This is a genomic window from Streptomyces sp. N35 (assembly GCF_016464295.1).
In the GTDB taxonomy this organism is placed as follows: Bacteria; Actinomycetota; Actinomycetes; order Streptomycetales; family Streptomycetaceae; genus Streptomyces.
In genome coordinates, this window is sequence record NZ_JAEIMH010000034.1 from 36888 (window position 1) to 48670 (window position 11783).

Annotated in this window: 10 protein-coding genes and 1 pseudogene; 6 read left to right on the forward strand and 5 right to left on the reverse strand. The window is 71.5% G+C overall.

Annotation, left to right across the window (positions count from 1 at the left end; all coding sequences use genetic code 11):
• The first annotated feature begins 218 nt into the window (after window positions 1-218).
• The 3 genes from JAO81_RS19965 (at window position 219) to JAO81_RS19975 (ending at window position 3871) form a co-directional block, all read left to right on the forward strand.
• Entirely contained in the window at window positions 219-1310 is a 1092-nt protein-coding gene (locus JAO81_RS19965) for a citrate synthase 2 (protein ID WP_199549245.1), read from the forward strand.
• Window positions 1311-1463: 153 nt separating this feature from the next.
• Window positions 1464-2249: an ABC transporter ATP-binding protein gene (locus JAO81_RS19970; RefSeq protein ID WP_307813500.1), complete on the forward strand. Its 786-nt coding sequence runs from the start codon at window positions 1464-1466 to the stop codon at window positions 2247-2249.
• The gene (locus tag JAO81_RS19975) at window positions 2246-3871 is read left to right on the forward strand and encodes a transporter (protein ID WP_199549247.1); all 1626 of its coding nucleotides are present in this window, start codon (window positions 2246-2248) and stop codon (window positions 3869-3871) included. Before JAO81_RS19970 ends, JAO81_RS19975 begins: the two co-directional genes overlap by 4 nt.
• Window positions 3872-4168: 297 nt before the next feature.
• Here JAO81_RS19975 and JAO81_RS42585 read toward each other — a convergent pair whose 3' ends face one another.
• The 3 genes and pseudogenes from JAO81_RS42585 to JAO81_RS19985 form a co-directional block, all read right to left on the reverse strand.
• Entirely contained in the window at window positions 4169-4405 is a 237-nt protein-coding gene (locus JAO81_RS42585) for a hypothetical protein (protein ID WP_233415633.1), read from the reverse strand.
• A 317-nt stretch (window positions 4406-4722) separates the two neighbouring features.
• A pseudogene (locus JAO81_RS43995) lies at window positions 4723-4962 on the reverse strand (RRXRR domain-containing protein); the annotation flags it as partial.
• A gap of 162 nt (window positions 4963-5124) precedes the next feature.
• Complete coding sequence (locus JAO81_RS19985) at window positions 5125-5697, reverse strand: GNAT family N-acetyltransferase (protein ID WP_199549249.1); 573 nt, start codon at window positions 5695-5697, stop codon at window positions 5125-5127.
• Between the two features lie 166 nt (window positions 5698-5863).
• Here JAO81_RS19985 and JAO81_RS19990 point away from each other — a divergent pair, with 166 nt between their 5' ends.
• Window positions 5864-7300: a PAS domain-containing protein gene (locus tag JAO81_RS19990; protein ID WP_199549250.1), complete on the forward strand. Its 1437-nt coding sequence runs from the start codon at window positions 5864-5866 to the stop codon at window positions 7298-7300.
• Window positions 7301-7528: 228 nt separating this feature from the next.
• Here the strand turns inward: JAO81_RS19990 and JAO81_RS19995 are convergent, their stop codons facing one another.
• The gene (locus JAO81_RS19995; RefSeq protein ID WP_199549251.1) at window positions 7529-8293 is read right to left on the reverse strand and encodes an SIS domain-containing protein; all 765 of its coding nucleotides are present in this window, start codon (window positions 8291-8293) and stop codon (window positions 7529-7531) included.
• Window positions 8294-8616: 323 nt separating this feature from the next.
• Here JAO81_RS19995 and JAO81_RS20000 point away from each other — a divergent pair, with 323 nt between their 5' ends.
• Window positions 8617-9309 carry a metal-dependent transcriptional regulator gene (locus JAO81_RS20000; RefSeq protein WP_052579321.1) on the forward strand — a complete coding sequence of 231 codons (693 nt, stop codon included), beginning with the start codon at window positions 8617-8619 and terminating at the stop codon, window positions 9307-9309.
• A gap of 681 nt (window positions 9310-9990) precedes the next feature.
• Entirely contained in the window at window positions 9991-10863 is an 873-nt protein-coding gene (locus JAO81_RS20005; protein ID WP_199549252.1) for an alpha/beta fold hydrolase, read from the forward strand.
• Window positions 10864-10876: 13 nt separating this feature from the next.
• Here JAO81_RS20005 and JAO81_RS20010 read toward each other — a convergent pair whose 3' ends face one another.
• The gene (locus JAO81_RS20010; protein ID WP_199549253.1) at window positions 10877-11545 is read right to left on the reverse strand and encodes a bifunctional DNA primase/polymerase; all 669 of its coding nucleotides are present in this window, start codon (window positions 11543-11545) and stop codon (window positions 10877-10879) included.
• Window positions 11546-11783: the final 238 nt, after the last annotated feature.

Genomic DNA, 11783 nt, shown 5'->3' on the forward strand with positions numbered 1-11783 from the left:
CTCCCCTTCCGTGGCACCGAGGGATATCGTCCTGCCGCACGGGGCATCACCGGGGTGGCCATGAACGGACCGCGAGTCGTGAGTGACCGCGGAACCGGCTCGTGGACACCCGCATCTGACCTCTGGTCACCACCGCCCCACCATCACCACCGGCCACCCGTCACCACGGGCGGCCGACCCGTAACCGTCTCGTCGCACCCATCATGAGGAGCCGCCTGATGTCCGACTTCGTCCCTGGGCTCGAAGGGATCATCGCGTTCGAAACGGAGATCGCCGAACCGGACAAGGAAGGGGGCGCGCTCCGCTACCGCGGTGTCGATATCGAGGATCTGGTCGGCAAGGTCTCCTTCGGCAACGTCTGGGGTCTGCTGGTCGACGGGGCGTTCAATCCGGGCCTGCCGCCCGCCGAGCCCTTCCCGATCCCCGTGCACTCCGGCGACGTCCGCGTCGACGTCCAGTCCGCGCTCGCCATGCTCGCGCCGGTCTGGGGCCTCAAACCGCTGCTCGACATCGATGCCGCCCAGGCCCGCGAGGACCTCGCGCGCGCCGCCGTGATGGCCCTCTCGTACGTCGCCCAGTCGGCGCGCGGCCAGGGGCAGCCGATGGTGCCGCAGCGCGAGATCGACAAGGCCACCTCCGTCGTCGAGCGCTTCATGATCCGCTGGCGCGGCGAGCCCGACCCGAAGCACGTCGCGGCCGTCGACGCGTACTGGACCTCGGCCGCCGAACACGGCATGAACGCCTCGACGTTCACGGCCCGTGTCATCGCCTCCACCGGAGCCGACGTCTCCGCAGCGCTCTCCGGCGCGGTCGGCGCGATGTCAGGACCGCTGCACGGCGGCGCGCCCTCGCGTGTCCTCGGCATGATCGAGGAGATCGAGCGTACGGGGGACGCGGACGCGTACGTCCGGGGTGCCCTCGACCGGGGTGAGCGGCTCATGGGCTTCGGCCACCGCGTCTACCGTGCCGAGGACCCGCGCGCCCGTGTACTGCGCCGTACCGCCCGCGAGTTGGGCGCGCCCCGCTTCGAGGTCGCGGAAGCCCTGGAGAAGGCGGCCCTCGCCGAACTCCACGCCCGTCGGCCCGACCGTGTCCTCGCGACCAACGTCGAGTTCTGGGCGGCGATCGTCCTGGACTTCGCCGAGGTCCCGGCGAACATGTTCACCTCGATGTTCACCTGTGCCCGTACGGCGGGCTGGTCGGCCCACATCCTCGAACAGAAGCGGACGGGGCGGTTGGTACGTCCTTCGGCTCGGTATGTGGGGCCGGCCCCACGAAAGCCTGAGCAACTCAGCCCCTCCGGCGTTTGAGGAGATCCGAACGAAGTTCGGATGCCGGGGTCCGGGGCGGAGCCCCGGTTTCGGGAAGGGGCGCCGGGGGCGCCGGGGGCGACGAATAGGAGCCCCCGGAAACCCCGGGATACTCGGACCCACAAGCCCGCACCCCACCCGGAAAGGCGCCCCGTGCCCGAAACGGCAGCCGTACAAGTAACCCAACTCTGGAAGCGGTTCGGCGAACAGATCGCCGTAGCCGGCATCGACCTCACCCTTCCCGCCGGAAAGTTCATCGGCCTCGTGGGCCCCAACGGAGCCGGCAAAACCACCACCCTCTCCATGATCACCGGCCTGCTCCGCCCCGACATGGGCACCGTCCACGTCGTCGGCCACGACGTCTGGCAGGACCCCGCCGAGGTCAAGGCCAGAATCGGCGTACTCCCCGAAGGCCTCCGCCTCTTCGAGCGCCTCTCGGGACGCGAACTCCTCACGTACACCGGACGCCTGCGCGGCCTGCCGGCCGAGGACGTCGACCGGCGCACCACCCAGCTCCTCGACGTCCTCGACCTCACCGGCGCCCAGCACAAACTCGTCGTCGACTACTCCACCGGCATGCGCAAGAAGATCGGCCTCGCCGCCGCCCTCCTGCACAACCCCGAAGTCCTCTTCCTCGACGAGCCGTTCGAGGGCGTCGACCCGGTCTCCGCCCAGACCATCCGGGGCGTTCTGGAGCGCTACACCGCCTCCGGCGCCACGGTCGTCTTCTCCAGCCACGTCATGGAACTCGTCGAGTCCCTCTGCGACTGGGTCGCGGTCATGGCCGCCGGACGGATCCGCGCGCAGGGACCCCTCGCGGAGGTACGAGGAGACGCCCCCAGCCTGCAGAGCGCCTTCCTCGAACTCGTCGGCGCGCACGACCGCGCGGGCGGCGACACCCTGGACTGGCTCGGCTCGACCGGCGGCACCGCGTCATGACCGCCACGGCCACCAAGGCCCCGCGCCCCGCCCGCACCCCGAGCCTCACGCCCACCTTCGTCAGCCTCAAGCTCGCCCTGCTGCGCAACGGCCTGCGCCAGTCCGCGGGACGTCGCGCCGCCTACATCGCCTCCGTCGTCGTCACCCTGCTCTTCGCCGCCCTGCAGCTCATCGGCCTGATCGCCCTGCGCGGCAACGAACACGCCGCCACCCTCGTGGTCCTGCTCGCCGCGGTCCTCGCGCTCGGCTGGACCTTCATGCCGCTCTTCTTCCCGAGCGGCGACGAAACCCTCGACGCCACCCGTCTCGTGATGCTGCCGCTGCGCCCGCGCCCGCTCGTCCGCGCGCTGCTCGCCTCGTCCCTCGTCGGCATCGGACCGCTCTTCACGCTCTGCCTCGCGGCCGGTTCGGTCGTCGCCGTCGCGCACGGCACCGCCGCCGCGCTCACCGGCCTCGTCGCGATCGCGCTCACCCTGCTCGTCTGCGTCGCGCTCGCCCGCAGCGTCGCCTCCGCGAACCTGCGGCTGCTCTCCAGCCGCAAGGGCCGCGACCTCGCCGTACTCAGCGGCCTCGTGATCGCCGTCGGCATCCAGGTCGTCAACTTCGGCGCCCAGAGCCTCGGCCGCTCCGGCGGCCTTTCCCGCCTCGACCCGGCCGCCGACATCATCCGCTGGATCCCGCCCGCCTCCGCACTCGGCGCGGTCGACTCCGTCTCCCAGGGCTCGTACGCCACAGGTCTCGCCCAACTCGCCCTGTGCATCGCGCTGTTGGCCGCCCTGCTCACGTACTGGCAACGCAGCCTCACCCGCCTCATGACCTCACCCGACGGCTCCACCCTCCAGGCGGCCGAGCCCACCCGCACCCGCGCACGCACCCAGGGCCTCACCCGCTTCCTGCCCGAGGGCCGCACCGGCACCGTCATGGAACGCACCCTGCGCTACGTCTGGCGCGACCCCAAGACCAAGGCCGCCTGGGTCACCTCCCTCGCCATCGGCCTGATCGTCCCCGTCTTCAACGCCCTCCAGGGCACCGGCTCGGTCTACTTCGCCTGCTTCGCCGCGGGGATGCTCGGCATCCTGATGTACAACCAGTTCGGACAGGACAGCTCGGCCTTCTGGATGGTCGCCCAGACGATCTCCACGACCCGCGACGCCTACACCGAACTCCGGGCCAGGGCCCTCGCTTTGGCGCTGATCACCATCCCGTACGCCGTGCTCGTGACCTTGGTGACCACAGCGATCATCGGGGACTGGCGCCCCCTGCCCGAAGCGCTCGGCCTGTCCTTCGCGCTCCTCGGCTCGATGCTGGCCACGGGCGCCTGGTGCTCGGCCCGCTTCCCCTACTCGATCCCCCAGGAGGGCTACAAGAACGTGGCCCCGGGCCAGGCGGGCCTCGCCTGGATCTCCATCTTCGGCGGCATGCTCGCCTCTGCCCTGCTCTGCGCCCCACTCCTGACCCTGACGATCTGGCTGCACGCCTCGGGCAACGACCACCTGCTGTGGCTCCTGCTCCCCGGCGGGGCCCTCTACGGCTGGGCCATCACCCAGCTCGGCCTCCGCCTCTCGGCCCCGCGCGCGGCGGCCCGCCTGCCGGAAATCCTCACGGCGGTGAGCAAGGGCTGAGGGTGCTTGGGCGCCCGGTAACGCAGACGACCCACGGGCCATGGTTCCCGCCGTGACTACGGCAGGAAGCCGGCCGGACGTACCGGCGGCCCGTGGGTCGGGTGACTGCGTGAGATTGGCCGGCTGTGCGGATCACTCCCGCACTGGTCCGGCACCGCACTGAATGCGACAACGGGCCACTAGCCCGCAGCCACCTCTTCCGTCCGGTGTGAATTCATCTGCCGAACCACCTCCTCTCCGAATTGAGACCCACCCTAGGAACCTCGCCGCGAGCCTTCAACCGGTTTTCCCACCTGTTTACATCCCGGGCTCGGGTCCCAGCGCGTAGGTGTAGCCGTCACCACGCTGGAGCAGCGTCAGATGCTTGTACGAGACGTCGATGCGGCCCGTTGCCGTCGTGACCCGATGCTGTCCGCGAACGCGGACCGCGACGGTCCCCGTCCGGACGCCCGCCCACCTGCCCCGCGGGATCGTGGCGCGCACCAAGTCGCCGCTGATGAAGCCGTGGAGCTGCTTCGAGCGCGTGCGATACAAGCGGGGAAGCCGAAGCGGTCAGGGGTGGTACGCGCGTACGAGCCACGCCCTCGCGACCCTGACCATGCACGAATGGGCTTTCCGAGAAGGTCCAGGGCGGCCATCAGTTGCTTCCCGGTCGAGTTCATTGCTGCAGCGTCGACCAAAGGGACCTTGAGCTGCTTGAGGATTTCGGCGAGCCGTTCGGGATCGTGGGCGAGGAAGACCTCGACCGGCAGGGACCCCTTGGCCTGGTTGCAAGGGATGCAAGCAGGGCAGTTGGCTACGCGGCGCCGACGGCGGTACGCGGCCCGTTGCACCAGACCGGCACGGATCCGGGCGCCGCGATGGTGCAGCTCGACCGCGATGAGCCCGCGGCGGACTACTGTGCCCGCCCCATCCTGCGCGGTCTTGTGCGTGTCCTGTGTGAGAGCGAACCCAGTGATCTTGGATCCGGGATCGATACGCAGCTGAGGACCGTCGACTTGGGAGTCGGTCCGCTCCCGGTCCCGAAGCCGGATGGTGAAGGGCGCCCTGCGCACCACCGCTTGCGACGCCGGGAGTGGTGAGGCCGTCACCGGCCTCTGTCTCTGCGGTCGTTGCCGCGACGGGCGCAACTCCCACGTACCGCCGACGGGACTGGGTGCGCGCCCGCGTCGGTCTCCCCTCGCTCATGTCACCTGCCGGCGCCCCGTGAAGGAGATCTCGCCGGGGTGGTGTGATCCGGAAGGTCCCGAGCGTCACCGCAGGCCAAGCCGCATCACCACCCTCGGGTGGCCCGCCAGGACCGAGGTGGTGTCGGACGCGTGGGTGAAGCCGGCGCGTTCGAAGTTCTTGCGGAGGCCCGCGTACGCCATCGTCAGGTCGACGCGGGCTTCGCCGTTGTCGAGGGGGTACGCCTCGATCGCCGGGGCCCCGTTCTCGCGGGCGAAGTCCACCGCGCCCTCGATCAGGGCGTGCGAGATGCCCTGCTTGCGGTGGCCGGGGCGGACGCGGATGCACCACAGGGACCAGACCGGAAGGTCGTCGACGTGCGGGATCTTGCGGTTGCGGGCGAAGGAGGTGTCCGAGCGAGGGGCCACGGCTGCCCAGCCGACCGGTTCGTCGCCGTCGTAGGCGAGGACGCCGGGGGGCGGGACGGCGCGGCAGAGCCCGGCGACGTACTCGGCGCGCGCCGGGCCGCGGAGCTCGTTGTTGAGCTTCGAGCCGATGCGGTAGCTCAGGCAGAAACACACGTTCGCGGTGGGTGACTTGGGGCCGATGACGGCGGTGACGTCCTCGAAAACCGAGGCCGGGCGGACGGCGATGGTCATGGCGCCCAGACTGGCACGGGGGCCGCTCAGGTGTGGCCGGGACGTTTCCGGGGCGCAACGATTTCGGCGAACTTGCTGTGGGCTGCGTCACGTTCGAGTTCAATGATCTGTAGTCGGACGGTCTGTGCCGTCCGGCAGGTGGACTCGTCCTGCAGGGGGTGGCCAGGTGAGTGCTTCCCGGCGCAGCGGAACTGCGCAGCCCACGGACCCCGAGAACCCAGGCGAAGGCTCGGGCGCCGACTCCGGTACGCCGGGCGGCGGTTCCGGGGAGTCGAGCGGTACCGGCGGGCCGGGCTCGGCCGATCTGCTCGCCGCGCTGCTCGACGGGATGGACGCGGCGCTGTGCGCGTTCGACGCGGACGGTGTCGTCACGCACTGGAACCGTGAGGCGGCCCGGATCCTCGGCTGGAGCCCCGAAGAGGCTGTGGGCCGGCGGGGGTTCGCGGGCTGGGCGGTGCGTACCGCGGACGCGGACGAGATCGAGGGGCGGCTGCTCGCGGCGATGCACGCGCCCGGGCGGCAGGTGCACGAGTTCGCGCTGGTGACCAAGGACGGCGGGCGAGTGCTCGTACGGACGCAGTCGGCGGCCGTGCCCGGTCCCGACGGCAAACCGGCGGGGCTCTACTGCGCGTTCAGCGAGGTGCACGCGCAGATCGATCTGGAGCGTTCGATCGCGTTGAGCGAGGCGCTCTTCGACGACGCCTCGTGGGGTGTGGTCCTGGTCGACGCGGATCTGCGGCCCGCCGTGGTCAACGCGCATGCGGCGCGGGCCCTGGGCGTGGGGCGTACGGCGGTGCTCGGGCGGCCGCTCGGGGAGCTTCTCGCGCAGGGCGTCGAGGAGTTGGAGAGCGCGCTCACGCACGTCCTGGCCGAGGGCGCGCCGCCCGCGCCGGCCGAGCTGTGGGTGTCGGTGCGCGGTGACGCGCAGGGCGCGGGGGAGCGGCGCTGCTGGCGCAGTGGCTTCCTGCGTCTGGGGTCGCCGCTGGCCGAGGAGCCCGTGCCGCTGGGCGTGGGGTGGCTCTTCCAGGATGTGACGGACGCGAAGGTGGTCGAGCAGGAAGCGGCCCAACTGCGCTTCCGCAGCAACCAGTTGCACCGGGCCGGGCGTGCGGCGGGGGAGTGCGAGGACCCGATGGAGGCGGCGACGGCCCATCTCGACTTCGCGCTCGCGGGCTTCGCGGACCACGCCCTGATCGACCTGACCACGTCGCTCGAGCCGCCGCGGCTGGTCCGCGCGGCCGCGAGCCCGGTCGGCTCCCCCGGCCCGGTGCTGCCGGTCCCGATGGCCGGTCTCCCGGTCCGCTACCCGGACGGGCACCCAGCACTGCAGTGCGTACAGCGCGCGGGCTCGGTCCGCGCCTCCGCCGGTGCTGCCGCGCCGGACGCGGCGCGCGGCTGGGCGAAGGCCCGTCAGTGGCCGCCATCCACGGTGCACGCGCTGTGCGCGGTACTGCGCAGCCGGGGCCGGACGCTGGGTGTGGTGACGTTCCTGCGCAGCGACAGCCGCCCGCAGTTCGAGCGCTCGGATGCCACGTACGCGGAGAGCGTGGCGGTGCGGGTGGCGGCGGCGGTGGATCTGGCGGGAGTGGTGGGGGGCTCGTAGGGGGCCGTCCCGCCGGGCGGCCGCTGTGCCGGTAGAGGCCCTGGGCGGTCGCTGGTGCCGGCGGAGGACCCGGATCCTCGCTGGTGCCGGCAAGAAGATCCCGGATCCTCGCTCGTGCCCGCAGAAGACCTGGATCCTCGCTGGTACCGGCAAGAAGACCCCGGATTCTCGCTCGTGCCCGCAGAAGACCTGGATCCTCGCTCGTGCCGGCAGGAGACCGGACGTTCGTCAGTGCCGGTAGAAGATCCGGTCCCCGTACTCGGTCAGGATGCGGCCGTTCCACTCGTGGCCGCCGTCCACGTTGCCCGAGCGCAGGAGCGGCGGCTCGATGCCGCGGGAGACGAGTTCGCCCGCCGCCGTGGCGAGAGTGGCCTGGAGCAGCGCGCTGGTGACGACCGTGGACGCCGGGGCGAACGGTGCCTCGATGCCGTCCAGGGTCAGCTCCGCGTCACCGATCGCGATCTTGCTGTCGAGGACGACGTCGCAGTGGTCCTTGAGATACGTACCGGAGACATGGCGGGAGCGCGTCTCCGTGGCGTACGCCACCGAGGTCACACCGATCACGCGCAGACCGAGGGCCTGTGCGTTCATGGCCATCTCGACCGGCAGCGCGTTGCGGCCCGACAGCGAGATGATCACCAGGACGTCCCCGGGCTGTGCGGGGGACGAGTCCAGGACGGCGCCCGCGAGCCCGTCGACCCGCTCGAGCGCCGAGCCCAGCGTCGCCGGCATGACGTCCACGCCGACCACGCCCGGGACGGCGAGCAGGTTCATCAGGGCGAGCCCGCCCGCGCGGTAGACGATGTCCTGCGCGGCAAGCGACGAGTGGCCCGCTCCGAACGCGAAGAGCCGCCCGCCCGCCTCGACGGCGTCGGCGATCACACCGCCCGCGGCCGCGATGTTCGCGGCCTCCTCGTCGCGCACCCGCTCCAGGAGGCCGATGGCCGCGTCGAAGTACTGGTCGGCGAGCTTGTTCTCGCGCGTAGGGCTCATCGCCTTCAGGCCCCTTTCCGGGGGTGGGTGCCAACGTGCCGCGGATCACGTTGCGGTCTGGACCAGTGCTCTGTCAATACGGCCTTTCGGGACGCGGCGAGGGCCGCGCGGGACCGCGAAAGGCGCCCTCGGAGCACCGCCGTGGCCGTGTTCGCGGGCCCGGATTCGCCCGCGCGGCACGGTTGTCGGTGCGATGCGTCAGAATTGACTCAGGGCCAGGACCTTTCTTGGCATCCCCGACCGCCCGGCGCCGGGCGTCGGCGGGAGTGCGAAGACAGGCCCTGACGCGACGAGACGCATCGAGACTGCATCGAGGGGCACGTATGTCCGGACTGATCGACACCACGGAGATGTATCTCCGCACCATCCTCGAGCTCGAGGAGGAAGGTGTGGTCCCCATGCGTGCCCGGATCGCCGAGCGGCTCGATCAGAGCGGCCCGACGGTCAGCCAGACGGTCGCCCGCATGGAGCGCGACGGACTGGTCTCCGTGGCCGCGGACCGCCATCTGGAGCTGACCGACGAGGGCCGCCGGCTCGCCACCCGCGTGATGCGCAAGCACCGCCTCGCGGAGTGCCTGCTCGTCGACGTGATCGGCCTGGAGTGGGAGCAGGTGCACGCGGAGGCCTGCCGCTGGGAGCACGTGATGAGCGAGGCCGTGGAGCGCCGCGTCCTGGAGCTTCTGCGGCACCCCACGGAGTCGCCGTACGGCAATCCCATCCCCGGTCTCGAAGAGCTGGGCGAGAAGGCCGAGGCCGACCCGTTCCTCGACGAGGGCATGGTCAGCCTCGCCGACCTGGAGCCCGGCACCGAGGGCAAGACCGTGGTGGTGCGCCGGATCGGCGAGCCCATCCAGACCGACGCCCAGCTGATGTACACGCTGCGCCGCGCGGGTGTACAGCCCGGTGCGGTGGTCAGCGTGACCCAGGCCGCCGGCGGTGTCCTCGTGGGCAGCAGCGGCGAGGCCGCGGAGCTGGACGCCGAGGTCGCGTCGCACGTGTTCGTCGCCAAGCGCTGAGGTCGCTGCCGCCCGGTGCCGGGTGGGCTCACGCATCCGTCGTGCCCCAACTGCCCCATGGGGCACGGAAGTTGGGGCCGGCGATTCCAAGATTCACGGACGGAACCGCCCCGCCCGGGTGATTTAAGTGCGAGGCTGTCGGTGAGGCATATGACCTGAGGGCTCTTGACCGCGTGGGCGCCGGCGAGGGAGGGGCGGGAGGATGTGCCGTACAACCCGCCGTAATGAGACGGTGCACGCCTGCCCTGCCACGGGCGCGCCCGCCCGCCGCCGTGTGGCCTCGATCCGCCCCCGCGGGGCCGTCGCGATCCCTCACCGCACAGCAGAGGACCCACCCGCCCCCCCCCGCGGGCGCGGGCGCCCCCCCCCCCCCGGCCCCGAGCACGGGCCCCCGCCCCCGCGGGGCCCCGGGGCCTGTCCTCCCCTGTGCTGACCTGGAGCCCCGAGCTCTCAAGGTCACCCCGCCGGACCGGTTTCCCCGAGCGGCCCGCCTCCCGCAGAAGATCTCCCCTCGGCCGCGCCGGTCAATCCTTGAGTGTGGTCACTCGAACGAGGGGTGTTTTCGGGCGAAAAGGCTTTTTCGAATGGGGGTTCGATAGCGTGGCCGTACGTTAGGCGTACGGAGCATTGCTTCACAGAGCACTACGGCAACAGGCCCGAGCGAGGGGGGTGCCAGGACGTATGGTGCGGCGCATCGATGTGACCGGAGCAGGCGGGGTGCGCCTTGCCGCCTGGGAGTTCGCCGATCCCCCGAAGGACGACAAGGAGCGCGTGGAGCTCGGATGTGAACCCGGGGTGCTGTTATTGCACGGCCTGATGGGCCGCGCCTCGCACTGGGCGGGTACGGCGCGCTGGCTCGCCGAGCGGCATCGCGCGGTTGCCCTCGACCAGCGCGGCCACGGCCAGAGCGGGAAGCCGGCCGGCGGCCCCTTCACCCGCGAGGCCTATGTCGATGACGCCGAGGCCGCCCTCGTCCAGCTCGATCTCGCGCCCGCCGTGCTCATCGGCCACTCCATGGGCGCCCTCACCGCGTGGCAGCTCGCCGCCCGCCGCCCCGATCTCGTCAGCGGCCTCGTCATCTGCGATATGCGCGCCTCGGCGCTCGGCGCCGCCTCGCAGCGCGAATGGTCCGACTGGTTCGAGGCCTGGCCCGTCCCCTTCGCCACGCTCGCCGACGTCCGCAAGTGGTTCGGCGAGGACGACCCCTGGGTGGAGCGCCCCAACCCGGCCCGCGGCAGTTTCTACGCCGAGGTCATGACCGAGTCCGACGACGGCTGGGGACCGGTCTTCGACCGCGACCAGATGCTCAACACCCGTGAGACCTGGGTGTACGACGCCCACTGGGAGGAGCTCGCCCAGGTGCAGTGCCCGACGCTCGTGGTCCGCGGCCTCGACGGCGAGCTGGGCCGGGCCGAGGCCCAGGAGATGGTCCGCGTACTGCCCCGCGGCGAGTACGCGGAGGTCCCCGACGCCGGCCACCTGGTGCACTACGACCAGCCGGAGGGCTGGCGGGCCGTGGTGGAACCGTTCCTGGACGGAGTCCTCACCGGATAGCCGGACCCTTTCGCTACCTGCGTGCCTCGCGGCCGCACGCATACGCCAGCGCGCTGATCAGTTCTTCCGCGTCCGGCAGCCAGCGGTTGGCGGGGGTGGGGCGGCGGGCCCACTGCGCGGCACCCTGCGAGCCGAAGCGGGTCGGGGGTGCGGCGACCCAGTCGCCCTCGCCGAGCGTGCGCAGGTCGAGCGCGGCGGGAGCCCATCCCAGCTTCCGTACGAGATCGGGAATCTTGGCCGTGGCCCCGGGCAGGACGAAGAACTGCATCCGGCGGTTCGGTGTCAGCGTCACCGGGCCGAGGGTCAGCTCCATCCGCTCGAGGCGCGCGAGCGCCAGGAAGCCCGCGGTCTCCGGCACGTCGAGCGCGTCGAAGGTGCGCCCGGTCGGCAGCAGGATCGAGGACCCCGGCTGCTTCGACCACAGCCGGCGCGCGACCGTGGCACTGCCGGTGGCCTGCGTGGCCCAGTCCTCCCGGGCCGGGTGCGCGCCGGGCAGGGGGCAGGCGTGCGCGCCGCACGAGCAGGACTCGGAGCCGGAGGAGTCCTCGCGGATCTCGAGCCAGGTGCCGGGGAACACGTCCCAGTGCCGTTCCTCCGCATACCGCACGGCGGCGTCGAGCAGCGTCTCGCCGCGCTGTTGAGGGATCCGGTCGGCCGTCGCGGGGGTGATGGTCTCTTCCACGGAGTGTTCAACTCCGGCCGTGACCGCGGGTTACGGGCTGTCCGCGCGCCGCGCAGGCGCATCGATCCTGCATACGGGGCGCATGGATGCATGGGCGGGGGCGCGCGAGCGGATCGGCAGCGGGGGTGGGTAGCCAGCTGTGAGGGGTCGGTCACGGCTTGTGCATCTTCCCTTCCGTACCTGGGCATTGATCATCACGAGTGATCACTTCTTCGCAGGACACCGCGGCGCACACAGG

Bases quoted from the DNA above. Each gene is read 5' to 3' on its own strand.
- JAO81_RS19985 (WP_199549249.1), bottom strand. From the start codon at position 5,697: ATGACCATCGCCGTCCGCCCGGCCTCGGTTTTCGAGGACGTCACCGCC.
- JAO81_RS20000 (WP_052579321.1), top strand. From the start codon at position 8,617: ATGTCCGGACTGATCGACACCACGGAGATGTATCTCCGCACCATCCTC.
- JAO81_RS19975 (WP_199549247.1), top strand. From the start codon at position 2,246: ATGACCGCCACGGCCACCAAGGCCCCGCGCCCCGCCCGCACCCCGAGC.
- JAO81_RS19965 (WP_199549245.1), top strand. From the start codon at position 219: ATGTCCGACTTCGTCCCTGGGCTCGAAGGGATCATCGCGTTCGAAACG.
- JAO81_RS20005 (WP_199549252.1), top strand. From the start codon at position 9,991: ATGGTGCGGCGCATCGATGTGACCGGAGCAGGCGGGGTGCGCCTTGCC.
- JAO81_RS19995 (WP_199549251.1), bottom strand. From the start codon at position 8,293: ATGAGCCCTACGCGCGAGAACAAGCTCGCCGACCAGTACTTCGACGCG.